Origin of the sequence: Proteus sp. G4415 (assembly GCF_963896075.1) — a bacterium.
Lineage (GTDB): Bacteria > Pseudomonadota > Gammaproteobacteria > Enterobacterales > Enterobacteriaceae > Proteus > Proteus mirabilis.
Genome location: NZ_CAWQOK010000052.1, coordinates 1 through 24,849, shown reverse-complemented (window position 1 = coordinate 24,849; position 24,849 = coordinate 1). Strand labels below are relative to the sequence as shown.

Annotated in this window: 21 protein-coding genes and 1 pseudogene; 4 read left to right on the top strand and 18 right to left on the bottom strand. The window is 41.0% G+C overall.

Annotated elements, in window-relative coordinates; translation table 11 throughout:
* Positions 1–4: 4 nt before the first annotated feature.
* The 16 genes from dnaE to rpsB form a co-directional block, all read right to left on the bottom strand.
* Positions 5–3,487, bottom strand: a complete 3,483-nt coding sequence (gene dnaE / locus AACU95_RS05315; protein WP_004248711.1) for a DNA polymerase III subunit alpha — start codon at positions 3,485–3,487, stop codon at positions 5–7.
* A 22-nt stretch (positions 3,488–3,509) separates the two neighbouring features.
* Positions 3,510–4,100 (bottom strand): ribonuclease HII, encoded by a 591-nt coding sequence (rnhB, locus tag AACU95_RS05310; RefSeq protein ID WP_004245458.1) that lies wholly within the window; start codon positions 4,098–4,100, stop codon positions 3,510–3,512.
* Complete coding sequence (gene lpxB, locus AACU95_RS05305; protein WP_004245459.1) at positions 4,100–5,272, bottom strand: lipid-A-disaccharide synthase; 1,173 nt, start codon at positions 5,270–5,272, stop codon at positions 4,100–4,102. Before lpxB ends, rnhB begins: the two co-directional genes overlap by 1 nt.
* A 7-nt stretch (positions 5,273–5,279) precedes the next feature.
* On the bottom strand, positions 5,280–6,083 hold the full coding sequence (gene lpxA, locus AACU95_RS05300; RefSeq protein WP_017628591.1) for an acyl-ACP--UDP-N-acetylglucosamine O-acyltransferase: 804 nt from the start codon (positions 6,081–6,083) through the stop codon (positions 5,280–5,282).
* Between the two features lie 3 nt (positions 6,084–6,086).
* On the bottom strand, positions 6,087–6,539 hold the full coding sequence (gene fabZ, locus AACU95_RS05295) for a 3-hydroxyacyl-ACP dehydratase FabZ (protein WP_004245462.1): 453 nt from the start codon (positions 6,537–6,539) through the stop codon (positions 6,087–6,089).
* A 126-nt stretch (positions 6,540–6,665) separates the two neighbouring features.
* Positions 6,666–7,694 (bottom strand): UDP-3-O-(3-hydroxymyristoyl)glucosamine N-acyltransferase, encoded by a 1,029-nt coding sequence (lpxD, locus tag AACU95_RS05290; protein WP_004245463.1) that lies wholly within the window; start codon positions 7,692–7,694, stop codon positions 6,666–6,668.
* 3 nt (positions 7,695–7,697) lie between these two features.
* Complete coding sequence (locus AACU95_RS05285) at positions 7,698–8,195, bottom strand: OmpH family outer membrane protein (RefSeq protein WP_004248713.1); 498 nt, start codon at positions 8,193–8,195, stop codon at positions 7,698–7,700.
* A 92-nt stretch (positions 8,196–8,287) separates the two neighbouring features.
* The gene (bamA, locus tag AACU95_RS05280) at positions 8,288–10,681 is read right to left on the bottom strand and encodes an outer membrane protein assembly factor BamA (RefSeq protein ID WP_004248714.1); all 2,394 of its coding nucleotides are present in this window, start codon (positions 10,679–10,681) and stop codon (positions 8,288–8,290) included.
* Positions 10,682–10,721: 40 nt separating this feature from the next.
* Positions 10,722–12,074, bottom strand: coding sequence for a sigma E protease regulator RseP (gene rseP, locus AACU95_RS05275; protein ID WP_004248715.1), 1,353 nt, complete (start codon positions 12,072–12,074; stop codon positions 10,722–10,724).
* Between the two features lie 9 nt (positions 12,075–12,083).
* Positions 12,084–12,947, bottom strand: coding sequence for a phosphatidate cytidylyltransferase (cdsA, locus tag AACU95_RS05270; protein ID WP_115286967.1), 864 nt, complete (start codon positions 12,945–12,947; stop codon positions 12,084–12,086).
* Between the two features lies 1 nt (position 12,948).
* A complete protein-coding gene (gene ispU / locus AACU95_RS05265) occupies positions 12,949–13,650 on the bottom strand; it encodes a (2E,6E)-farnesyl-diphosphate-specific ditrans,polycis-undecaprenyl-diphosphate synthase (RefSeq protein WP_004245468.1) in 702 nt (233 codons plus the stop codon).
* 282 nt (positions 13,651–13,932) lie between these two features.
* Complete coding sequence (gene ispC / locus AACU95_RS05260) at positions 13,933–15,126, bottom strand: 1-deoxy-D-xylulose-5-phosphate reductoisomerase (protein ID WP_004245469.1); 1,194 nt, start codon at positions 15,124–15,126, stop codon at positions 13,933–13,935.
* A gap of 190 nt (positions 15,127–15,316) precedes the next feature.
* Entirely contained in the window at positions 15,317–15,874 is a 558-nt protein-coding gene (gene frr, locus AACU95_RS05255; RefSeq protein WP_141192015.1) for a ribosome recycling factor, read from the bottom strand.
* Positions 15,875–15,990: 116 nt separating this feature from the next.
* Positions 15,991–16,719 carry a UMP kinase gene (pyrH, locus tag AACU95_RS05250; protein WP_004245471.1) on the bottom strand — a complete coding sequence of 243 codons (729 nt, stop codon included), beginning with the start codon at positions 16,717–16,719 and terminating at the stop codon, positions 15,991–15,993.
* 135 nt (positions 16,720–16,854) lie between these two features.
* On the bottom strand, positions 16,855–17,706 hold the full coding sequence (tsf, locus tag AACU95_RS05245; RefSeq protein WP_004248719.1) for a translation elongation factor Ts: 852 nt from the start codon (positions 17,704–17,706) through the stop codon (positions 16,855–16,857).
* Positions 17,707–17,841: 135 nt separating this feature from the next.
* Positions 17,842–18,567, bottom strand: coding sequence for a 30S ribosomal protein S2 (rpsB, locus tag AACU95_RS05240; protein WP_004245475.1), 726 nt, complete (start codon positions 18,565–18,567; stop codon positions 17,842–17,844).
* Between the two features lie 518 nt (positions 18,568–19,085).
* Between rpsB and map the strand changes: the two genes are divergently transcribed.
* The 4 genes from map to AACU95_RS05220 all read left to right on the top strand — a co-directional run bounded on the left by map (position 19,086) and on the right by AACU95_RS05220 (position 23,998).
* Complete coding sequence (gene map, locus AACU95_RS05235; RefSeq protein ID WP_004245478.1) at positions 19,086–19,883, top strand: type I methionyl aminopeptidase; 798 nt, start codon at positions 19,086–19,088, stop codon at positions 19,881–19,883.
* Positions 19,884–20,037: 154 nt separating this feature from the next.
* Positions 20,038–22,683, top strand: coding sequence for a bifunctional uridylyltransferase/uridylyl-removing protein GlnD (gene glnD, locus AACU95_RS05230; RefSeq protein ID WP_049236299.1), 2,646 nt, complete (start codon positions 20,038–20,040; stop codon positions 22,681–22,683).
* A gap of 34 nt (positions 22,684–22,717) precedes the next feature.
* Complete coding sequence (gene dapD, locus AACU95_RS05225) at positions 22,718–23,542, top strand: 2,3,4,5-tetrahydropyridine-2,6-dicarboxylate N-succinyltransferase (RefSeq protein ID WP_004245480.1); 825 nt, start codon at positions 22,718–22,720, stop codon at positions 23,540–23,542.
* 69 nt (positions 23,543–23,611) lie between these two features.
* Positions 23,612–23,998 (top strand): DUF3461 family protein, encoded by a 387-nt coding sequence (locus AACU95_RS05220; RefSeq protein WP_004245482.1) that lies wholly within the window; start codon positions 23,612–23,614, stop codon positions 23,996–23,998.
* 119 nt (positions 23,999–24,117) lie between these two features.
* Here AACU95_RS05220 and AACU95_RS05215 read toward each other — a convergent pair whose 3' ends face one another.
* Both AACU95_RS05215 and AACU95_RS05210 read right to left on the bottom strand, forming a co-directional pair.
* Positions 24,118–24,561 (bottom strand): flavodoxin, encoded by a 444-nt coding sequence (locus AACU95_RS05215; RefSeq protein ID WP_004245484.1) that lies wholly within the window; start codon positions 24,559–24,561, stop codon positions 24,118–24,120.
* Positions 24,562–24,632: 71 nt separating this feature from the next.
* Positions 24,633–24,849 (bottom strand): annotated as a pseudogene (locus AACU95_RS05210) (hypothetical protein); the annotation flags it as partial.

Sequence of the window (24,849 nt, the reverse complement as noted above, 5' to 3'; positions counted from 1 at the left end):
TATTCTAGTCAAATTCTAATTCCACCTGCTCATTACCCAGCAGAGTTCGCAGATCGGTCAAAAGCATATCAGTCGGCGTTACTCGCCATGTTGCACCAAAACGCAAACGTGCACAGGCATCATGCTTTTGAAAATAAAGATGAACCGGGATCGTGCCTGAACGATGAGGTTCTAAAACGCCGCGAAGACGATTTAATAATTGCTCATTAATTTGCCTGTCTGATAACGAGATAGCAAGCCCTCGAGCATATTTTTCACGCGCTTCGTTAATATCCATTAATTCGCGGACTGTCATTTTAAGCCCACCGTTGAAATCATCAAAGCTGACCTGCCCGGTAGCAATTAAAATCCGATCTTGTTCCAATAGATGTTGGTATTTATCTAATGCATCGGAAAATAACATAATTTCCAAACGACCAGAACGATCATCTAACGTACATATACCAATTCTATTCCCTCGTTTAGTGGTAAAGACTTTCGAAGCAAGGACTAATCCTGCCACTTTTACCATCTGACCTCGGGGGGTAGGTACTAAATCTTTTAGACGGGTTCCTGCCGCATATCGTTCAATTTCTTTTAGATAACGGGTGATGGGATGTCCCGTTAAATATAAACCGAGGGTTTCTCGCTCACCTTCTAAAACAACTTGATCTGGCCATTTAGGTACATTGGCATAAGAACGTTCCACTTGCTCTGGGGCTTCTGCCAATACACCAAACATATCGGATTGCCCAATGGCTTCCGCTTTTGCGTGTTGATCTGCCGCCTTTAAGGCATCTTCCAGCGAAGACATTAATGCTGCACGGTGAGGCCCTAATTTATCAAATGCGCCTGACATTATCAGTTTTTCCATCACTCGGCGATTCAATTTTTTGGTTTCTGTTCTCGCACAGAGATCAAAAATATCTTTAAAATGACCACCTTGTTGACGCGCTTCGACAATTGCCTCAATAGGGCCTTCTCCAACCCCTTTGATGGCCCCTATGCCATACACTATTTCGCCTTCATCATTAACATGGAAATGATAAAGCCCACTATTAATATCTGGAGGAAGGACTTTTAAACCCATTCGCCAACATTCATCCACCAGACCGACCACTTTTTCGGTATTATCCATATCGGCAGTCATGACTGCCGCCATAAACTCCGCAGGATAGTGAGCTTTTAACCAGAGCGTTTGATAAGAAACTAAGGCATAAGCCGCTGAGTGCGATTTGTTAAATCCATAACCGGCAAATTTCTCTACCAAGTCAAAGATTTTCATGGCTAATTCGCCATCAACACCATTTTTAATCGCCCCCGCTTCAAACACAGAGCGCTGTTTTGCCATCTCCTCAGGTTTTTTCTTACCCATCGCGCGTCGTAACATATCCGCACCACCCAAGGTATAACCGGCAAGTACCTGTGCTATCTGCATCACTTGCTCTTGATACAAGATAACACCATAAGTTGGCTCTAATACAGGCTGTAAGCTCTCATGTTGCCATTTAACATCAGGGTAGGAAATCTCTTCAACACCGTGTTTTCGGTCGATAAAGTTATCCACCATCCCAGACTGTAAAGGCCCTGGGCGAAACAGTGCAACTAACGCAATCATATCTTCGAAGCAGTCTGGTCGCAGACGCTTTATCAGATCTTTCATACCACGGGATTCTAACTGGAATACCGCGGTGGTTTCAGAGCGTTGCAACATATCGAAGCTACGCTGATCGGTTAATGAAATGGCTGATATATCAACAGGCTCAAGTGATTTTTTAGCCCGTCGAGCATTAATCATTTCTAATGCCCAGTTGATTATCGTCAGCGTTCTTAACCCTAAGAAGTCAAATTTAACAAGACCGGCATATTCAACATCATTCTTATCAAATTGTGTAACCGGGTTATTCCCTTCCGGATCGCAATAAAGTGGCGCAAAGTCGGTAATTTTGGTTGGAGAAATAACGACACCACCGGCATGCTTACCCGCATTACGCGTTACCCCTTCTAATTTACGCGCCATATCAATAAGCGATTTCACTTCTTCATCAGCTTCGTAAATTTCAGGTAACTGAGGCTCTGCGGCAAAAGCTTTTTCTAACGTCATTCCCGGATCTGGGGGAACAAGCTTGGAAATTCTATCAACAAAGCCATAAGGGTGTCCTAAAACACGCCCAACATCTCGAATAACAGCTTTGGCTGCCATAGTACCAAAGGTAATGATTTGCGATACGGCATCACGACCATACATATCCGCAACGTGATCGATAACTCTATCGCGCTTCTCCATACAGAAATCAACGTCAAAGTCAGGCATTGATACACGTTCTGGATTAAGAAAACGTTCAAACAGTAGATCAAACTCAAGAGGATCGAGATCTGTTATCTTAAGCGAATAAGCCACCAGTGAGCCAGCACCTGAACCACGTCCTGGCCCTACAGGAACACCGTTATCTTTAGACCACTGGATAAATTCCATCACTATCAAAAAGTAACCGGGGAATCCCATCTGGTTAATAACTTTAAGTTCAATCTCAAGGCGCTCATCGTATTCAGGACGTCGCTTTTCTCTCTCTTGCGGATCAGGAAATAAAAAGGCAAGGCGCTCTTCTAAGCCCTCTTTGGACTTTTTAATTAAGAAATCTTCTGTACTCATATCCCCGGTCGGGAATTGAGGAAGAAAGTATTCACCTAAACGAATGGTCACATTACAGCGTTTGGCTATTTCAACACTGTTTTCTAATGCTTCAGGAATATCAGCAAAAAGCTCACACATCTCTTCTTCTGTGCGCATATATTGCTGAGGACTGTAGTGTTTAGGACGTTTAGGATCGGATAATGTGAAACCATCATGAATAGCCACGCGAATTTCATGAGCATCAAAATCATCACTATCCAGAAAACGGACATCATTTGTCGCAACAACAGGAAGCCCTTTTTCTGATGCTAAGGCTACAGCTTCGTGTAAGTAGCTCTCTTCATCCGGACGCCCAGTACGAATAAGCTCTAAATAATAGCTATCAGGAAAGTGCGTTTGATAATATTCAAGACATTGCTCAACTAAAGCTCGATTACCGCGTAGTAGGAATTTACCAACATCTCCCATTCTACCGCCAGAAAGCAACAAGAGACCTTCTTTATATGTTGTTAACCACTCTTGTTTGATAACCGGTCCGGCAGCACCATAACCATGTTTATAAGCTTCAGAAATCAATAGTGTTAGGTTTTGATATCCCACATTATCACGGGCGAGAATGGTTAAATGCGCGTATTCATCACCTAATAGTTCCGTTTCCAGATAGACATCTGCACCAACAATAGGTTTGATACCGGCACCATGAGCCGCTCCATAAAATTTCACTAACCCACATAAGTTAGTGAAATCTGTAATTGCAAAAGCAGGCATACCCAGCGAAGCCACTTTCTTCACAAGAGGCCCTGTTTTTGCCAATCCATCGATCATTGAATAATCGCTGTGTACCCTTAGATGGATAAAACGAGGATCTGCCATATCTTATTAATTACTCTGTGGATTAGACTAAATTTAAAGCACGTTTTACAGGCGCAAAACTTTTACGATGATAAGGCGTTGCCCCTAATGAAGCCAGTTTTTCCATATGGAAGGCTGTTGGATAGCCTTTATGTTTGGCAAAGCCGTAATCAGGATAAAGTTTATCTAGCTGTTCCATTTCCCTATCACGGGTAACTTTAGCCAGTATTGACGCTGCGCTAATTTCTTGAACTAAACTATCACCTTTAATCACCGCTTGAGATGCCATTGGCAAGTTAGGACAACGGTTTCCGTCGACTAAGACCATATCAGGCGTTATGGATAATCCCGCGACAGCACGCTCCATGGCTTTCATCGTTGCCCAAAGAATATTCAGTTTATCTATCTCTTCAGGCTCAGCACGTCCAATAGCCCAACATAATGCTTTTTCTTTTATTTCATCATAAAGCGCATTGCGTTTTTTCTCGGTCAATTTTTTCGAGTCCATTAATCCTTGAATAGGATTAGCTGGATCGAGGATCACCGCAGCAGTAACTACCGCCCCCACCAATGGTCCGCGACCGACTTCATCGACGCCAGCAATTAGGTTTGCTTTAGGATAGACAAATTCCATTATTGACCTGCTAATTCTAAAACTGCATTCGCTGCTTGCTCATCAGCACGACAACGGATAGCTGAGTGTAATTGTAAAAATATCTCTTTTAAGTGTTGTGCTTTTTCCGCATCCGTTAATAGGGGGAGTAATTGTTCTGCCAGTGCTTCTGGTGTGCACTCTTCTTGCAGCAACTCTTTAATTATTTCCCGTCCTGCTAATAAATTGGGTAAAGAGACATAGGGCGTTTTAACTAATTTTTTTGCTAACCAAAAGGTAAATGGTTTCATACGATAACCCACTACCATCGGGCATTTCGTTAACATGCATTCTAAGGCGGCTGTACCAGATGCTAATAAAGTCGCATCACTGGCGGTCATCGCCTCTCTTGCTTGTCCATCTAAGAGTTGGATTTCAAGTTTTGGGGCAACACTTTGATGTATTTGTTCAAATTGTGCCCGTCGCTTCGCATTTACCAAAGGGACAACAATATGTAATGCGGGGATCTGTTGCTTTAATCGCTGCGCTGTTTTTATAAAGTCCGCACTGAGCATTTCCACTTCAGAATGCCGACTTCCTGGTAGCAGAGCTAAACAGATTGCCTCTTGATCAATACCTAGGTGTTCACGAGCCGCTTTTTTATCAGGGTGTAACGCAATTGCATCAGCCATTGTATGACCGATAAAGCGACAAGGAACCTGATATTTATCGTAAAACGCTTTTTCAAAAGGAAGGAAAGCTAAAACCAAATCCGTTGCTTTACCAATTTTAAAAACCCGTTTTTGACGCCAAGCCCATACTGATGGACTGACATAATGGATAGTTTTCAACCCTTTTTGTTTTAAGCGACCTTCAAGGGTGATATTAAAATCAGGAGCATCAATACCAACAAAAACATCTGGCTTAAGTTGTGTAAAGCGTTGAGTGAGATCTTTTCTGATCTTCAATAATCGTGGCAAACGTTCAAGTACTTCCACGACCCCCATCACCGCAAGCTCTTCCATTTCATACCAAGCTTCACAACCTTCTGCTTGCATCAAAGGACCTGCGACACCAACAAAACGAATATTGGGATGCATTTGTTTAAGAGCGCGGATTAATCCCGCGCCCAAGATATCACCGGACGTTTCACCAGCCACAAGGCCGATAACTAACGGACGCTGTTTTATAGATGATTGGCCTGACAAGGTCATATCCTAATTAGCGAATAATACCGCGGTTTGATTTTGCTGAATTTTCCAGAAAATCACTGAATATTTTTACATACTGATTATTATTATCTGCGGCTAATTGAGCAATCTCTTCTCGCGCTTCTTCAAGCGTTTTACCATTACGATAAAGTATCTTGTAAGCGTTACGAATGGCATGCAGATCTTCTTTTGCAAAACCGCGACGTTTTAATCCTTCAATATTCAAACCATAAGGGGTGGCATGGTTTCCTTGTGCAATCACAAAAGGAGGAACATCTTGTGCTACACCGGAACAGCCGCCCACCATGACATGTGAACCAATCTGACAAAATTGGTGAACCGCACTCATACCACCGATTATCACATAATCACCTAAAGTGACATGTCCACCTAAAGTACCGTTATTTGCAATAATACAGCGATCGCCAATGATACAATCATGAGCAACATGGGTGTTGATCATCAATAAGTTATCATTGCCAATTTTAGTAATATTACCGCCTTGTGTCGTACCACGATGAATAGTGACACTTTCGCGGATAAGATTGCGATCACCAATAATGACTTGGGTCGGCTCACCACGATATTTCAGATCTTGGTTTACTTCACCGATAGAGGCAAATTGGTAAATCTGATTATCACGGCCAATGCGTGTATGGCCATTAATAACCACATGAGATTTGATATCTGTACCTTCATCAATCTCAACATGGCTACCAATAACGCAAAAAGGGCCAATGCGAACATTAGCACCAATTACCGCACCCTCTTCAATAATTGAAGAAGGGTGAATTACTGCGGATTTATCAATCATAAGCTAGACCTCACGGCGGCGAGCACACATCATCTCAGCTTCGCAGGCAATTTCTCCATCAACTTTAGCGACGCCTTTAAAGCGTGCAACGCCACGGCGTTCTTTAATGAATTCAACCTCAAGAACCATTTGGTCTCCAGGTAAGACAGGACGTTTAAAGCGAGCACCGTCAATAGCAGCAAAATAGTAAAGTTCACCGGGTTCCAGTTTTCCTACGCTTTTGAATGCTAAAATACCTGTTGCCTGCGCCATTGCTTCGAGGATCAGTACACCAGGGAAAATAGGTTTGCCCGGGAAGTGACCTTGAAAGAAAGGCTCATTAAAAGATACATTTTTTACTGCTCTTAGAAATTTCCCTTCTTCAAAATCAAGGACACGGTCAACCAATAAAAATGGGTAACGGTGTGGAAGTAAATCTAAAATTTCTTCGATTTGCAGAGTATGATTATCACTCATTGCAATACTCTTCCTGTCTAATAAAACTGAATCTAATTAAGAATGACACGACCTGCTGTGACTCAAAAAGGGAGTTAACGCGCAGGTCGCAAAATAGGTAACAACAACCGTCAAAGATGCTACTTGTTACTTGTCGCTATTTTCTACTTGACGTTCTAGCGACTTTAGCCTTTTTTGCATTTCATCAATTCGCAGCACCAGTGCTGCGGTTTTACGCCATGCTTTATTCGGTTGTAACGGAATGCCAGAAGAATAAACCCCAGGTTCAGTGATAGGACGCATAACCATCCCCATTCCTGTTACCGTAACTTTATCACAAATTTCCATGTGACCATTGATAACACTTGCTCCACCAATCATACAGTAACGCCCAATTTTCAGGCTCCCCGCCATGATGACACCACCTGCCACAGCAGTATTGTCACCAATAATGACGTTATGTGCGATTTGGCACTGGTTATCAATGATAACACCATTACCGATAACTGTGTTATCTAATGCGCCTCTATCGATGGTAGTACATGCACCAATTTCGACACGGTCACCAATGATCACTGAGCCTAACTGAGGAATTTTAATCCAATTGCCACGCTCATTGGCATAACCAAAACCATCAGAACCAATGACAGTACCAGATTGTACTAAACAATCTTTACCAATGATAACTTCATGATAAACAGAGACATTTGCCCACAAACGGCTATTATCGCCGATATGTGCTTTTTTACCAATAAAACATCCTGCACCAATAACTACGTTATTACCTAACTCAACACCTGACTCAATGACCGCATTTGCACCAATTGAGACGTTATTCCCTAATTTAGCATCAGCAGCAATAACAGCAGAAGGATGTATATCTTGTGCTGGCGCGGGCGTAGTATCCATAATCTGAGCCATTTGTGCATAAGCCAAATAAGGATTTTTCACCACCAGTGCAGCAACAGGACAAAAAGGAAGATCAGCCTCTGTTAATACCACCGCAGCGGCCTGACATTCACTTAGTTTTTCACGATAGCGACTATCGGAAAGAAAGGTAATTTGTTCACCATTTGCTAAGCCCATTGAAGCAAGACCGGCGATAGTGATATCACCATCGCCGTGTAACTGTGCATTCAATTGCTGAGCAAGATCAGCTAATCGAATTGAAAACATCTATTATTTAACCTGTTTTTGAACCTGAGCAGTAATATCTTTACCGTCTGCGAAATAAGGAACAGTGTTTGCATCTAAAATCACATCATAACCTTCTTTTTTCGCTACAGCATCAACAGCGTCTAATACGCGTTTCATGATTTTATTACGCTCTTCTGCTTGACGACGGCTAAAGTCTTGCTCAAAAGCTTGTGCTTTTTGTGCATAAGCTTCACGTTTAGCAACCAGATCTTTTTCTGTATTAGCACGTTGTGTCGCATTCATGGTTGGTGCATCTTTTTGGTATTTCTCAACCGCAGTTTGTAATGCTTTACCTAAATTTTGCAATTCGGTATCACGTGATTTAAATTCATTTTCCAATTGTTTCTCTACCGCATCACGGTTAGGCACTTTTTGGAGAACTTGACCGATGTTCACAACACCTACTTTATCTGCAGCTTGAGCGCCTGCTGACATCGTCAATGCCATTCCTAGGGCAGCGGCACATAACAATTTTTTCACGATAGACTCCTTAAAACCCAAAATAAATTTTTTGTCAGATATGAGATGTCTTTTCTATATATTGAGAAAAGACATCAACTTTACTTACATCGCTACCACGTTCTACCAATATTAAACTGGAATTGCTCAGATTTATCGCCTTCGTAATCTTTAATTGGCTTCGCATAAGAGAAGACTAACGGACCTAAAGGTGATAACCACTGTAAAGCCACACCGGTTGAAACACGCACATCGCCAGCACGACTATAATCTGGCATACCAGCAGTCCAATTAGAGTTAGTGCTACTCCATTTAGTATCCCATACCGTACCCGCATCAACGAATACAGAGGTTCTGACTGATGAAGAGTATTTATCATCAATAAATGGCGTTGGTGTGATCAGTTCAAAGCTGGCGACTGCCATAGCATTACCACCGATAGCATCGCTAGATGGCTCACCTGGTTTTGGCTTACCATCTTTATCTAAATAAATTGCTTTAGGACCGATATTATTGGAACGGAAACCACGCACTGTACCAGAACCACCGGCATAGAAGTTTTCATAGAAGGGTAATTCTTTACCCCCTAAACCGTCACCATAACCTAAACGACCTTTGAACAAGGTGACCCAAGACTCTTTTTCATTTAGAGGGTAATAAGCCATACCGTCCCAAGTTACTTTATAGTACTTGTTATCAGAGCCCGGTATAGTAATACGCCCACTTAAATTACTTCTTGCCCCAGAGGTTGGGAAGAAACCACGGTTTAAGTTATTAAATGTCCATCCCATGCTGACAGTATAGTCATCCGCATTAAAGGATTCGCGTTTATCAAAGCCCGGGTTTTCCCCCATACTTTCAAGATAACGCCACATCGCCACTTGAGGTTCCATCCGTGACAGGCCGTTATGCGTATAGCCTAAGCCAAGACGAGCCGAGTTATATTCATTGATAGGGAAACCTAAGGTGCCGTCTAACCCATAAGATTTATTGGTATAGCCGGATAAATCCGCATCATTAGCTCGGAAATCGTTATAGAAAATACGACCTCCTAAGCTGACACCATTTACAGTAAAGTAAGGATCAGTGACTGACAATTCAGCATACGTTGAGTAATCATTTTTACTGGCGTTAATCGCAACAGCATTTCCCGTTCCTAACCAGTTATCCTGTGTTACCCCAACTTGGAAGCTGACACCACTTTCTGTACCGAAACCGACACCAAAGTTAAGTGAACCCGTATTACGCTCTTTGACACGATAAACGATATCAACTTGATCAGGTGATCCCGGAATACGCTGTGTTTCCGTTTCGACTGTTTCAAAATAACCTAAACGGTTTAAACGCTCTTTACCTTGTTCAACTAAATCGCTACCTAACCAAGCCCCTTCCATTTGACGCATTTCACGACGTAAAACAGAGTCCTTGGTTATATCATTACCCGCAAAACGGATTTGACGCACATAGAAACGATTCCCTGCATCAACGTTAACATGCAGTTTTACCGTTTTATTTTCATCATTGATTTCAGGATTTGTCATCACCCGTGGATAGGCGTATCCATAGCGACCTAATAGATTTTTAATTTCATTTTCTGTTTTGGTCACTTGAGCACCGTTATACAGTGAGCCTGGTGCGATTTGGATCAGATCTTCAATCTCTTTGGTATAGCCTGCGGTATTACCATTGATTTCGGTACTTTCAACCGTGTATTTATCACCTTCTTTCAGGTTAATAGTAATATAAATACCTTTTTTATCAGGCGTTAAGCTAACGTTTGTGGATTCAATATCAAAACGTGCATAACCACGATCTAGATAAAAACTTCGTAATGTCTCTAAGTCACCAGCGAGTTTTTGTTTCTGATATTTTTCATCAGCCGCTAAGTTCCACCAAGGCACATCATCACGTAGTTGGAAGCGGTTAACTAATTCAGCAGTACTAAATGCTTTATTACCAACAATATTGATTTGTTGAATAGTAGCTGAAACACCTTCGGCAAATACCAGTTTTAAATCAACACGGTTACGAGGAAGAGGAGTCACAACAACTTTTACTGTGGCGTTATATTTACCAACACTATAGTAGAAATCTTCAAGACCTTTCTCAATATTAGCCAACATTGTTCGGTCAAGTGTTTCACCAATACGGATATTGGAAGCATCAAGATTTTGCTTAAGCATATCTTCTTTAATTGCTTTGTTACCTGAGAAAGTAATACTCGCAATTGTTGGACGCTCTTTAACTTGAACAATAAGTACATTTCCGTCACGCAGAACCCGAACATCATCGAAGTTTCCTGTCGCAAATAATGAACGGATAGTTCGACTAATATCATCATCGCTGACCGAATCTCCAACTCGGACAGGCATGTTCAGTAATGCTGCACCAACGGCGACGCGTTGAAGACCTTCAAATTGAATGTCCTGAACTACGAATCCGTCTGAACCGTATGCAGTGGCGCTGCCCAGCAGCAGCGACGCTATAAGCAACTTTTTCATCGCCATCGTTGTTTTGTGTTTTCCTAACCGGTCCCTGCTTATTTTATTATAAGCGAGAGAAATCATTGAAAAGTGCAAGTCCCATTAACAGCATCAGTGCCATAACACCGAAACGATAACAGACATCTTGTACACGCTCAGATACCGGCCCTCCCTTTATCTTCTCGATAACCAGGAAAAGCAGGTGCCCACCATCTAAGACAGGCAAGGGAAACAAATTAATGATCCCCAGATTGACACTGATAAGTGCGATAAACATCAAATAGTAAACAAAACCTGAATCCGCAGACATTCCAGCGCCTTTAGCGATAGAAACCGGTCCACTAAGATTTGTTAACTTGACATCACCAACCACTAACTTGCCAATCATTTTGACAGTCAAACCCATTAACTGCCATGTTTTATCAGATGCTTCATATAACGCTGAAAATGGGTTGTATTGTTGCATTATCAAGTATTGCTCATCTGGCGGTAATACTTGTAGCTTCGCACCCACTTGTCCAACTTCGCTACCATCTTTCAGCGCTATTGCTGTAGGAGTAATATTTAACACCAAAGAAGCACCGTTACGTTCAACTAACAGTTCCAACGTTTTGTTGGGGCTTTGTCGAACAAAATAAGTAAATGGGTGCCAAGTATCAATTGGCTGACCATCGACTTTAACGATCCGATCCCCTGCTTGTAAACCTGCTTTTTCAGCCGCAGAGTCTGGTGTTACTTCTACAACTTTAGAGTCCAACCGTGCGCCAACAGGCATGATGCCTAGGGATACGATAGGATCTTGTCTTTCAGGATCAAAATTCCACTGTTGCAAATTCAGTATATTCTCACTCTCAGAAAGAGAGTTAGGCTGAGTTACAACGAAAGTCACCTCTTTTGCACCAATTTTACTCACTAATGCTAAACGAACAGCATTCTGATCAGGCGTTTCGATACCTGCAACGGATTTTAGTTCCATTCCCGGCGTTAATTTTGCTTGTTCTGCGATAGAATCAGGGCGAATATCTGCAATTATTGGCTTTAATGCCGGCACCCCTATCATAAAAACAAGCCAATAAGCCACAATGGCTAATAAGAAATTTGCAATAGGTCCGGCGGCAACAATAGCGGCTCTTTGCCCGACGGTTTTATTGTTAAAAGCGAGATGACGACGCTCTGGTGCAACTTCGGCGACACGCTCATCCAACATTTTTACATAACCACCTAAAGGTATCCATGCAACGACAAATTCGGTGCCATGTTTATCTGTTTTACGCCAAATCGCTTTACCAAAACCAATAGAAAAACGCTCAACATAAACGCCACAGCGTCTTGCTACCCAAAAATGTCCAAATTCATGTACCGTAATAAGAATACCTAAAACGATAATAAACGCGGCTAGATTCCACAGGATACCCATTGCTTACCTTTACATTTGAAAGCCAGAAGAAACTAAAAACACCAATCCAGCGAAAACAGGGATCGCCGCGGTCAAACTATCAATACGATCTAGCACACCACCATGCCCAGGGATAAGCTGACTACTGTCTTTTATGCCAGAAACACGTTTAAACATACTCTCAGCCAGATCGCCGAATACGGAAACAATCACCACGATGCCCGAAATCAGTAATAGATGGTTAGGCACTTCAGTAATTGGTACGAAACGCGTAAATAGCCATGAAACAACACCTGCAGTGATTAACCCGCCCACCAGACCTTCCAAGGTTTTACCCGGTGATACTTTCGGTGCCATTTTATGTTTACCCATTAAACGGCCAAATGCATAAGCCCCTGAGTCCGCAGCCCAAACCAATAACATGACATACAGTAACCACCAGGCCCCTGTATATGAGTTTGTGCTATATCCCAACATACGTAGCGCCATCATGCCACAATAAAAAGGAACAATCGTCAATATACCGAACAATAACTTAAGAAGAACAGAATTTTTCCACATATTGGCTGAATTCGGATAACTGACAACTAATAAAATCGCCGCTACCCACCAAAAGAGCCCAGCCCATAAGCTATTCTTAATCATTGCTGTATCAAGCAGATGATCAAAATCCGGTAACGAGGCTTGCATAAGAACTAAGAGTGCAGCAAATCCAACACCAGTAGCAATACGTTTGCCTTGAGAATGCCAGCCGATAAATTGAGCCCATTCCCAACCCGCTAAGCCTGAAATGGCAATAATAACTAATCCAAATCCTGCGGGAGGAAGAAGAAATAAAGCAGCAATAACAATAGGGATTAGTATTAATGCAGTAATGACACGATACTTAAGCAAATTATCCTCCCAGATTTACAGTATCTGTTTCCGATGTAGTACCACCGAAACGTCTTTCCCGTTTAGCAAAAGCATCAAGTGCATTCTGAAAAACTTGTTCATCAAAATCAGGCCATAAAACCTGTGTAAAATATAACTCAGCATAAGCAATTTGCCAGATAAGGAAATTACTTATACGATGTTCTCCACCTGTACGGATCACAAGATCTACAGGCGATTGATCATGTAAACACAAGTGTGAGGATATCGCATTTTCATTAATATCTTCGATAGCTAACTCCCCTTTTGCGAGGGAACTCGCTAATTGTTGTACACTTTGTGTAATATCCCATCGTCCACCGTAATTGGCAGCAATATTTAAATTGAGTCCGGTATTATTTGCAGTCAGTGCAACAGAGTTTTTTATTCTATCTTGTAAACGACGACTAAAGCGGCTGATATCACCGATAATTGTTAATCTGACATTGTGTTTGTGTAGGCTTTTCACTTCATTATCTAATGCAAAAACAAACAACTCCATCAAAGAACTCACCTCTTGTTCAGGGCGATTCCAGTTTTCGCTGCTAAATGCATATAACGTTAGTGATTCAATTTTATGTTTGACGGAAAAGCTAACCGCATCTCGAACTGCTTTAATTCCCGCGCGATGGCCCGTAACTCGGAGTTTCCCTTGTTTTTTTGCCCAACGTCCGTTGCCATCCATAATGATGGCAACATGCTTTGGTTTTGATGCGGATGAATCGTCACTGGATAAGTTCACTCAATTTAACCCTTTGCTAATCTGATACTGATACAGACAGTCCTCTTCGGATAACCTACGCACAAAAAAACCGTGTGACTCCACGGCCTTTGGCAAAGCCTCAAAGTTGCTAAAGCGGTTGCTTTAGTAATGAACTGTTAATTTTCATTATTGTCTTTAGTGATTTGGCAACTATACCATTAGCCAGAAAGACGAACAAACACACTCTGGTAAATATCATCATCATTATACAATTTGTGCGATAATCTGCTGTGTTTGTAACCTTGCTAATTTATCAATTTCTAAAACATCGTCGATACTTTGAGGCTCTGAGAGGTCAAAATGTTCAACCACTTTGCGATTAATTTTAGCAATATCAGTGAATTTTACTTTTTCGTTTAAAAAAGCATCAACAACAACCTCATTAGCGGCATTTAATACCGTTGTTGAAGCTTGTCCCCGTTGCGAGGCTTCGATGGCAAGTGCTAAACAAGGATAGCGCTGATAGTCTGGACGGATAAATTCTAGGGCTTGTATCTCAAAAAAATCTAATGCTTTCGCGCCCGATTCGGTGCGATGAGGATATGCCATGGAATAAGCGATGGGCGTTCTCATATCTGGTTCACCAATTTGTGCGATAATGCTACCATCACGATAGCGAACCATTGAATGGATCACCGATTGGGGATGAATAATGACTTCCATCTCTGCTTCCGAGGCATTAAAGAAATAACGAGCTTCGATATATTCCAAGCCTTTATTCATCATAGTGGCTGAATCAACCGAAATTTTACGCCCCATTGACCAGTTTGGATGTGCGCAAGCTTGGTCTGGAGTCATTGCATCTAGCTCATCTAAAGGCGTATAGCGAAACGGTCCACCGGAGCCTGTGAGTAAAATACTGGTGATGCCATGGGCTTCTAAAGATGCATGGCCTAAATTGTCTTGAATACCTGTAGGTAAACTTTGGTAGATAGCATTATGTTCACTATCAATAGGTAAAACCTTCGCACCATATTTAGCCACCGCATCAAAGAATAAACGACCACTCGTGATCAGAGATTCTTTATTGGCTAATAAAATTCTTTTCCCTTTTTCTATCGCAGCCAGTGTAGGCTTAAGCCCCGCCACCCCTGTAATAGCAGACATCACTTGATCGGCTTCATCCAATGCAGCAATTTCATTAACAGCATTAGAGCCTGATAATATTTCCGTTTTACACGATGTATTGGCTAATAATTGTTTCAGCTCACCGGCACTTTTTTCATCTGACATCACCGCATATTTAGGCTGAAAAGCGCGACATTGCTGCGCCATTTTAGTTGCATTTTTTCCAGCCACTAAAGCAAGCACCTGAAACTCATCAGGGTTATTTTCAATGACGGATAACGTACTTGTTCCGATAGACCCTGTTGAGCCTAATATAGTTATTTGTTTCATTATTAATCAATCAGTATATCAATAACATTTTCATTAAAAGGAATTATATCAGCATGACGAGATAAATGAGGGGAAAGATGATAACTTTAATAAATAATGTGATAAAAAGAAGATATTAGGCATTTATTTTCCAGTAAATGCTCAAAAATAATGCCACATTTCAGTGGCATTATCAGAAAAAGAATAAAAATTAGAATTCCATTAACTCAGCTTCTTTCAGCGTTAATGCTTCATCAATTTTTTTAATGAACATATCAGTTAATTTCTGAATTTCATCTTGTGAACGGCGTTCATCATCTTCACTAATTTCTTTATCTTTCAGTAATGCTTTGATTTTATCATTAGCATCACGACGGATATTACGAATAGAGACACGACCTTGTTCTGCATCTCCACGCACAACTTTGATTAAGTCTTTACGACGTTCTTCAGTTAACGGAGGCAGTGGAACACGGATGATCGCGCCTGCAGATGAAGGATTTAAGCCTAAATCTGATGCCAAAATCGCTTTTTCAACAGCAGGTGCTAAAGTACGATCGAACACTGTAATTGCCAATGTGCGGCCATCTTCTGCCACAACGTTAGCAACTTGATTTAATGGAGTTGGTGCGCCGTAGTATTCTACAACAATACCATCTAATAGGTTTGGAGACGCACGGCCAGTACGAACTTTATTAATTTGGCTTTTTAGTGCTTCAACGCTTTTGTCCATGCGTTCTTGAGCATCTTTTTTGATTTCATTAATCACGTTATAAACCCTTGGGAACTGGTTATCTTCCAGACGATATCAAATTATGATATCGACATAAATGAATTGGCGTACTTTAAGATGTTAACGCCAAATTATACCATTGTCTCTGTGTATTAAGCGTGAGAAATCAAAGTTCCTTCACTTTCACCCATTACAACCCGACGTAATGCACCCGGTTTATTCATATTGAATACGCGGATAGGTAAATTATGATCTCGGGCTAATGTGAATGCAGCAAGATCCATGACTTTCAATTCACGTTCTAATACATCCTGATAAGTCAGCTTTTCATATAATACCGCATCAGGATCTTTGGTTGGATCGGCTGAAAATACACCGTCAACTTTTGTCGCTTTCAATACAACGTCAGCTTCAATTTCAATACCACGTAAACACGCAGCTGAGTCAGTCGTAAAGAATGGGTTGCCTGTACCTGCCGAGAAGATAACAACTCGGCCATGGCGTAATAAGCTAATAGCCTCAGCCCAACTGTAGTTATCACAAACACCATTAAGTGGAAATGCTGACATTAATCGTGCATTGACATAAGCACGATGCAATGCATCACGCATTGCTAAGCCATTCATCACTGTGGCGAGCATTCCCATGTGGTCACCCACAACACGGTTCATACCTGCAGCTGCTAGACCAGCGCCACGGAACAAGTTACCACCGCCAATTACGACACCGACTTGTATGCCCAATTCAACGAGTTCTTTAATTTCCTGAGCCATGCGATCAAGTACGCTCGCATCGATACCAAAACCTTCTGCGCCTTGCAGGGCTTCGCCACTCAGCTTTAATAAGATTCGCTGATATACGGGTTTTGCATTGGTTGCCATGGTGTTCTGTCCTAAGCAGATTAGTTAATTGGAGGTTTTAGATAGCCTTACTCTTTTCAAAGAAAAGCAAACTGTCAGTGGAGATTGTAACAAAACAGAACCGCCTTAAGGCGGTTCCATTAACGCAAAGCGTTATTATTTGCTCATTGCCGCAACTTCTGCTGCGAAATCAGCTTCAACTTTCTCAATACCTTCACCAACTTCGAAACGAACGAAGTTAATGATTTCAGCATTGTTTTCTTTCAGCAGATCGCCAACAGTTTTGCTTGGATCCATAACGAAATGCTGACCAGTCAGAGAGATCTCACCGGTGAATTTGTTCATACGACCAGTAACCATTTTTTCTGCGATTTCGCGTGGTTTACCTGATTGCATTGCGATGTCCATCTGGATTTGGTGCTCATGCTCAACAACATCAGCAGGCACATCTTCAGGGCGAACATATTCTGGTTTGCTTGCAGCAACGTGCATAGCAATGTGTTTGATCAGTTCTTCGTTAGCGCCTTTAGCTGCAACTAAAACACCGATGCGAGCACCGTGCAGGTAAGTACCTAACTCTTCGCCTTCTAAAATAGCAACGCGGCGAATGTTGATGTTTTCACCAATTTTTGCAACTAATGCAGTACGAGCGTCTTCGAATTTCGCTTTCAGTGCTTCGATATCGTCAGTTTTGTCTGCTAATACTGCAGCCATAACATCTTTACCGAATGCGATGAAGCCAGCATCTTTAGCAACGAAGTCTGTTTCACAGTTCAGTTCAACCAGCGCACCGAATTTACCATCAGCAGCAACTTCTGCAAGGATGATACCTTCAGCAGCAACGCGACCTGCTTTTTTAGCCGCTTTTGCTTGACCTGATTTACGCATGTTGTCGATAGCTAATTCGATATCACCGTTAGCTTCAACCAGCGCTTTTTTACATTCCATCATGCCTGCGCCAGTACGTTCACGCAGTTCTTTTACCAATGCAGCGGTAATTCCAGACATTTGTTTCTTCCTCGACTTTTCTATGGGCGAGCCATAGATGTTCTCATAGCAGATGTGTAAAGGGGGCCTATTGAGGCCCCCTAACCAATATATAGCAATACCTGGTTAAATAAGGGCTCTTACGAGCATGCCTTATTATTCAGCTTCGACTAAGCCTTCTTCAGCCTGAACAGCCAGATCTTGAGAACGACCTTCACGAACAGCTGTTGCTGCAGCGGTCAGATATAATTTAACCGCACGGATTGCATCATCATTACCAGGGATAATGTAGTCGATACCATCTGGATCAGAGTTAGTATCAACGATAGCAAATACTGGGATACCCAGGTTGTTTGCTTCTTTGATAGCAATGTGTTCGTGCTCAGCATCGATAACAAACAGAGCGTCAGGTAAACCGCCCATGTCTTTGATACCACCCAGGCTGTTTTCTAACTTACCAAGTTCACGAGAACGCATTAACGCTTCTTTCTTGGTCAGTTTGTCAAAAGTACCGTCCTGAGATTGAGATTCTAAATCTTTCAGACGTTTGATTGACTGACGAACAGTTTTCCAGTTAGTCAGCATACCGCCTAACCAGCGGTGGTTTACATAAAACTGGTCACAGCTTTCTGCTGCTTCTTTAACAGCTTCAACGGCAGAGCGCTTAGTACCAACAAACAGGATTTTGCCTTTACGAGAAGCAATTTTGTTCAGTTCAACCAGAGCTTCATTGAACATTGGAACAGTTTTTTCCAAGTTAATGATATGAACTTTGTTACGCGCACCAAAGATGAATGGTTTCATTTTTGGATTCCAGTAACGAGTTTGGTGACCGAAGTGAACACCGGCTTGCAGCATATCGCGCATTGAAACAGTTGCCATTTTAGACCTCTATAAGTTTAAATTTGGGGTTATTTCCTCCACAAATCCCATACGACCGACTCATCAGCTGTAAAGATTAAACCTTTACATAAGAGCACCCCGGCGTATGTGTCGATTTGTGTGTGTCATTAACACAATTGAATGTTTTCAGATTTACTGCTATTTCTTAAACCTCACATGGTGAAGCCATAGCCAATAACAGAACTCCGGCGCGCTTTATACCATAAATAACCTCAAGAAACCACTATTAGTTACGGTTTCACTGCCAATATATCGGTTAACAACAGCGAATAAAAAAGCGCAATATGTAAAGACAACAAACAATATAAGGCGTAATGTGCCTGATTATTGGCGATATCAAACAGATTACTCCTATCCTCTTTGATTGGCACACCCACTTTCTGCTGATATCATAAATGGTAATTAGAATTATTTCTCACCATCATAATTCATAGACCTGCAATACCATGCAATAATGATTGTATTGTGGCTTTTAAATCTATTAATGAAGAACTCAAATGGCTATTGTAATCAAGACTGAAGAAGATATTCAAAAAATGCGCGTCGCGGGTCGTCTTGCGGCTGAAGTCCTTGAAGTTGTCGCACCCTATGTAAAACCCGGCGTAAGTACAGCGGAATTAGATCGTATTTGTCATCAACATATTGTTGATGTTCAGCAAGCTATCCCTGCTTGCTTAAACTATCATGGCTTCCCTAAATCAGTGTGTATTTCTGTTAATGATGTTATTTGCCATGGTATTCCTAGTGAAGACAAAATCTTAAAAGACGGCGATATTGTTAATATTGATGTTACTGTCATTAAAGAGGGTTTTCATGGCGATACGTCAAAAATGTTTATCGTCGGTAAACCGACTATTCAAGGTGAGCGTCTGTGTCGGATCACCCAAGAAAGTCTCTACCTTGCAATAAAAATGGTAAAACCAGGTATTCGCTTACGTGAATTAGGTAAGGCCATTCAAAAATTCGTTGAAGGGCATGATTTTTCTGTGGTACGCGAATATTGTGGACATGGTATTGGCGAAGGTTTCCACGAAGAGCCTCAAGTTTTACACTATGATGCTGATGACGGTGGTGTTGTGTTACAAAAAGGCATGGCATTTACTATCGAGCCGATGGTCAATACTGGAGATTACCGTATTCGTACCATGAAAGACGGTTGGACAGTAAAAACCAAAGATCGCGGTTGGTCTGCTCAATATGAGCATACTTTAGTGGTTACCGACAATGGTTGTGAAATCATGACACTGCGTAAAGAAGAAGAGCCATTTATTTCTGCCGTATTAGTTAACGAATAAATCGCACTCTTCTAAAATGTAAAAACGACATATTTTTTCGAGGTATGTCGTTTTTTTTATTTTCAACTTTGGTAAGAAAATAGAAATGCTAGTCAGGTTACCGTTTTAACATTACTCTTAATATAATCAGCATATATGAGTGAGATGATTAACTATGATAACCTCCAATACCTTTCAAACAGCACCACCGTCCCCTTCGTTGCTGACTGAAAATACGCTAGATAGTACTTTACTAAAACACTCTATTGAACAATTTCAGTCATGGTTAGCAGATGCTTTTCATCATGATGCTGATGTTGCTTTGTTACTACAAGCTCGTAGTCACTTTATCGACCAACTACTCACACAATTATGGCGTTATACTGAATTAGCGGATCACCCTGATCTCTGTATCATTGCCGTGGGGGGGTATGGTCGCCAAGAATTACACCCTCTTTCTGACATTGACTTGCTATTTTTAAGTCAACAGCCTCTTCCTCCCCAAATTGCCGAAAAAGTGAGTCAATTAATTACCTTGCTTTGGGATATCCGTTTAGAGATAGGTGTCAGTGTGAGAACGATGGAAGAGTGCCTTTTAGAAGGACTGTCTGATTTAACTATTGCCACCAATTTACTAGAAGCGCGTCTTGTTTGTGGTAATAACGCACTCTATCAACAATTAATTAAACATATTTTTAGCCAAGGCTTTTGGCCATCGCCTGATTTCTTTGCAGCTAAAATTGATGAGCAAGAACAACGTCACCAACGCTTTCATAGCACCAGTTATAATCTAGAGCCTGATATTAAAAGTAGTCCTGGGGGACTTCGTGATATTCACACCCTTATATGGGTCGCTCACCGTCATTTTGGCGCAACATCAATATCTGAAATGGTCAACTTTGGCTTTTTAACCCCTGCCGAAGGACAAGAATTACTCGAGTGCCAATATACCTTATGGAAGATCCGTTTTGCGCTACATTTAGTCCTCAATCGTTATGACAATAGGTTACTGTTTGATCGCCAATTAAGCGTTGCCCAACTTTTAAATTATCAAGGTGAAGGCAACCAACCTGTCGAAAAAATGATGAAGGATTACTATCGCGTTACTCGCCGTGTGAGTGAGCTAAACGATATGCTACTGCAACTCTTTGATGAAGCAATCCTCGCATTACAACCCAATGTTAAACCTCGCCCTCTTGACAAAGAATTTCAATTAAGAGGTACATTAATTGATGTTATAGACGATGAATGTTTTCTTAATGATCCTATTGCCATTATGCGGTTATTTTTACGTATGGCAGAGCATGCAGAGATAATCGGAATTTATTCGACCACACTACGCCATTTGCGTTATGCCCGTCGTCATTTAGTACAACCTTTATGTGAGTACCCACTAGCTAGACAAGTATTTATGCAAATCTTACGTCACCCTAGGGCGGTTTCGGGGGCATTTGTCCCAATGCATAAACATAGTGTATTAAGTGCTTATTTCCCACAATGGAACAATATTGTCGGTCAAATGCAGTTTGATCTATTCCATGCTTATACAGTTGATGAGCATACTATCCGTGTATTACAAAAACTTGAAAGTTTCGCTGATGATGCAAATCGAAACCGACATCCTCTTTGTGTCGATATCTACCCGAAACTACCTCAAATTGAGTTATTAAGACTTGCTGCTCTATTTCACGATATTGCTAAAGGGCGACATGGTGATCACTCTTTATTAGGTGCACAGGATGTTATTAGCTTTGCTCAACAACATGGACTAAATCAACGAGAAATCGCTTTAGTTGAATGGCTTGTAAGTCATCACTTACTTATGTCTGTAACGGCACAAAGACGTGATATTCAAGATCCCGATGTTATCTTCCAATTTGCCTCTGAAGTCAAAAATGAGAGCCGTTTACGCTATTTACTCTGTCTCACTGTTGCTGATATTTGTGCAACAAACAGTAGCTTATGGAATAGTTGGAAACAAAGCTTACTGCGTGAACTATTTCTCGCTACGGCCAATCAATTACGCCAAGGGATGCACTCTATTCCAGATTTACGGGAACGTATCCGCGATCACCGTCAGCAAGCACTAACTATTTTACAACAGCAACAGGTCGATGAAGAAAAACTGCAAGCGATTTGGGCTCGTTGTCATGCGGACTATTTTTTACGTCATACTCCAGAGCAAATTGCTTGGCATGCTCAGGCACTTATTGAGCACAATAGTGCTGAGCCTATGGTATTGATTAGCCAACAAACCGAGCATGGTGGTACAGAGGTTTTTATTTGGTGTGCTGACCGACCTTCTCTATTTGCTTCTGTTGCAGGTGAGCTAGATAGACGTAATTTAAATATTCACAACGCACAAATTTTTACTAATCGCGACAATATGGCAATGGATACCTTTATCGTTTTAGAGCCTAATGGTAAACCACTGGCGATTGATCGCTATCATGCTATACGCCAAGCGCTTATTCGCGTTGTATCAGCCCCTTATAACGCCAATGCCAAAACCCGTGCTTTACCGGCTAAATTACGCCATTTTGAGGTACCCACTAAAATTAACTTTATCGCCTCTAACCATAATAAACGTACTTATATGGAGTTATTTGCACGTGATCGCCCAGGCTTATTAGCTATTATAGGTAAGGTTTTTGCCGATCTTTCTCTTTCGTTACATGGCGCAAGGATCACCACTATTGGCGAGCGTGTTGAGGATTTTTTTGTATTAACAGATAACGAAAATAATGCGTTAAACCAAAAAATGAAGGATGAAGTCGTAGAAAGGTTGACAAAAGCCCTCGTTTCAAAGGATAAAATATAGAAACCCACGACAATACATATAGGAAATACTATAGATGCAAGCATTACAATCTATTATTGATAACGCCTTTGAACAACGCGCTGAAATCACACCAGATAATGTTGAACCACAGGTACGCGATGCAATTAATAACGTTATCGCTCAACTAGACAGTGGAAAATTGCGAGTTGCTGAAAAAATTAATGGTCAGTGGGTTACTCATCAATGGCTAAAAAAAGCGGTTCTACTCTCTTTTCGTATCAGTCACAATCAAGTGATCGACGGTAGCGAAAGCCGTTATTTTGATAAAGTGCCAATGAAATTTGCAAATTACGATCAAGCTCGTTTTGAAAAAGAGGGATTTCGTGTTGTGCCACCTGCTGCCGTCAGACAAGGGGCCTATATTGCTCGTAATACAGTTCTAATGCCTTCTTATGTCAATATTGGTGCTTATGTGGATGAAGGAAGTATGGTGGATACATGGGCAACCGTTGGTTCATGTGCGCAAATTGGTAAAAATGTCCATTTATCCGGTGGCGTTGGGATCGGTGGCGTATTAGAACCTTTACAAGCTAACCCAACCATTATTGAAGATAACTGCTTTATTGGAGCACGTTCTGAAATTGTTGAAGGTGTGATTGTTGAAGAAGGCTCTGTCATTTCAATGGGTGTTTATATTGGACAAAGTACCAAAATTTATGACAGAGAAACTGGCGAAATCCATTACGGTCGTGTTCCTGCTGGTTCAGTGGTGGTTTCTGGTAATCTACCTTCAAAAGATGGTCGTTACAGTTTGTACTGTGCTGTGATTGTAAAAAAAGTCGATGCTAAAACACGTGGAAAAGTGGGTATTAATGAATTGTTAAGAACTATCGACTAATATAATAACAGCGGATAGAATGAATTCTGTTCGCTGTATCTCATTCATCTTTCTATCTGGTGCCAATATATGTACGATAATTTAAAAAATTTAGGGATCCAACATCCTGAAGATATTGATCGCTATACCCTACGTCAAGAAGCTAACAACGATATTTTAAAAATTTATTTTCGCAAAGATAAAGGTGAATTCTTTGCAAAAAGTGTAAAATTTAAATATCCACGCCAACGTAAAACAATTTCTGATACTCAATCAGGACAAGGTTTTAAAGAAGTCAATGAAATCAACACTAACTTACGTTATGTGATTGAAGAATTAGATCAAATTTGCCAGCAAGATCAAGTGGAAGTGGATTTGAAACATAAAATCCTCGATGATTTACGTCACCTTGAGCACGTTGTTGCCAATAAAATTGCTGAAATTGAAGCCGATTTAGAAAAATTGACTCGTCGTTAATTAATTGTCTCAATTTTATAAGAAACACCGCTTATAACTATTCACAACTTAATAGTAAGCGGTGCTCTTTAATAAGATAGCCATGATCCATCAATTTATTGCTCAAGTAACCGATTAATTTAATTCAATAATGTAGCCCAGTTTTCCAGCCAATTTATAGCAAATACTTCTGGCTCGGCAATATCCATACTGTCTATTTTTAATATTTCACCAATACGCTTTGCTTGATGCTCTTGTAATAACGCTTCAAATTGCATACCTGCACCACAAAAATTATCGTAACTGCTATCACCTAACGCAATTAGGCCATAATGTAAATTAGGTTGATAACCAACATTATCTCGTAGCTCATAAAATAAAGGTGCTATTGTATCGGGTAAATCGCCTTGGCCGGTTGTAGAGCTTATCACCAGTACTGTTGAATATTTTTGCCAATCGGCAAGTGTACCTTCTTCATAGATATTAGCTTGATGTTTATGCTCAAGCAAAATGCGCTGCGCTTCTTCAGCAACCGCCAATGCATTGCCATAAACAGTACCAACAAAAATGCCGATTTTAGCCATAATGTCCCCTATTTCATTTATCTATAATCATAGTAAATCGCATACTATATTATTGATATACAATTTATGCTCTATATTTCTTCTCTCTTTCTCTCTACAATAAATGATCTATCTACAATAAATGATTTATAAATTTTATTCCATTCTGTGCGCTCTTTAGAGAATCGCCAAAAAATATCATTTCTAGGCATTGATTCATTTATTATTTTTGCTACTAATTTGCAAGTCCAGTCAGGTACATAATTATTTTTAAAATCTAGAGATTCAAGCAAAAGGAATAAATTCCTA

Excerpts from the sequence above, each read along its gene's own strand:
- map (WP_004245478.1), top strand. The coding sequence starts at position 19,086 with ATGGCTATTGTAATCAAGACTGAAGAAGATATTCAAAAAATGCGCGTC.
- dnaE (WP_004248711.1), bottom strand. The coding sequence starts at position 3,487 with ATGGCAGATCCTCGTTTTATCCATCTAAGGGTACACAGCGATTATTCA.
- tsf (WP_004248719.1), bottom strand. The coding sequence starts at position 17,706 with ATGTCTGGAATTACCGCTGCATTGGTAAAAGAACTGCGTGAACGTACT.
- dapD (WP_004245480.1), top strand. The coding sequence starts at position 22,718 with ATGCAAGCATTACAATCTATTATTGATAACGCCTTTGAACAACGCGCT.
- AACU95_RS05215 (WP_004245484.1), bottom strand. The coding sequence starts at position 24,561 with ATGGCTAAAATCGGCATTTTTGTTGGTACTGTTTATGGCAATGCATTG.
- rseP (WP_004248715.1), bottom strand. The coding sequence starts at position 12,074 with ATGGGTATCCTGTGGAATCTAGCCGCGTTTATTATCGTTTTAGGTATT.
- lpxA (WP_017628591.1), bottom strand. The coding sequence starts at position 6,083 with ATGATTGATAAATCCGCAGTAATTCACCCTTCTTCAATTATTGAAGAG.
- lpxD (WP_004245463.1), bottom strand. The coding sequence starts at position 7,694 with ATGTTTTCAATTCGATTAGCTGATCTTGCTCAGCAATTGAATGCACAG.
- glnD (WP_049236299.1), top strand. The coding sequence starts at position 20,038 with ATGATAACCTCCAATACCTTTCAAACAGCACCACCGTCCCCTTCGTTG.
- fabZ (WP_004245462.1), bottom strand. The coding sequence starts at position 6,539 with ATGAGTGATAATCATACTCTGCAAATCGAAGAAATTTTAGATTTACTT.
- ispU (WP_004245468.1), bottom strand. The coding sequence starts at position 13,650 with ATGGATGGCAACGGACGTTGGGCAAAAAAACAAGGGAAACTCCGAGTT.
- ispC (WP_004245469.1), bottom strand. The coding sequence starts at position 15,126 with ATGAAACAAATAACTATATTAGGCTCAACAGGGTCTATCGGAACAAGT.
- rnhB (WP_004245458.1), bottom strand. The coding sequence starts at position 4,100 with ATGGAATTTGTCTATCCTAAAGCAAACCTAATTGCTGGCGTCGATGAA.
- pyrH (WP_004245471.1), bottom strand. The coding sequence starts at position 16,719 with ATGGCAACCAATGCAAAACCCGTATATCAGCGAATCTTATTAAAGCTG.
- bamA (WP_004248714.1), bottom strand. The coding sequence starts at position 10,681 with ATGGCGATGAAAAAGTTGCTTATAGCGTCGCTGCTGCTGGGCAGCGCC.
- AACU95_RS05220 (WP_004245482.1), top strand. The coding sequence starts at position 23,612 with ATGTACGATAATTTAAAAAATTTAGGGATCCAACATCCTGAAGATATT.
- rpsB (WP_004245475.1), bottom strand. The coding sequence starts at position 18,567 with ATGGCAACTGTTTCAATGCGCGATATGCTGCAAGCCGGTGTTCACTTC.
- lpxB (WP_004245459.1), bottom strand. The coding sequence starts at position 5,272 with ATGACCTTGTCAGGCCAATCATCTATAAAACAGCGTCCGTTAGTTATC.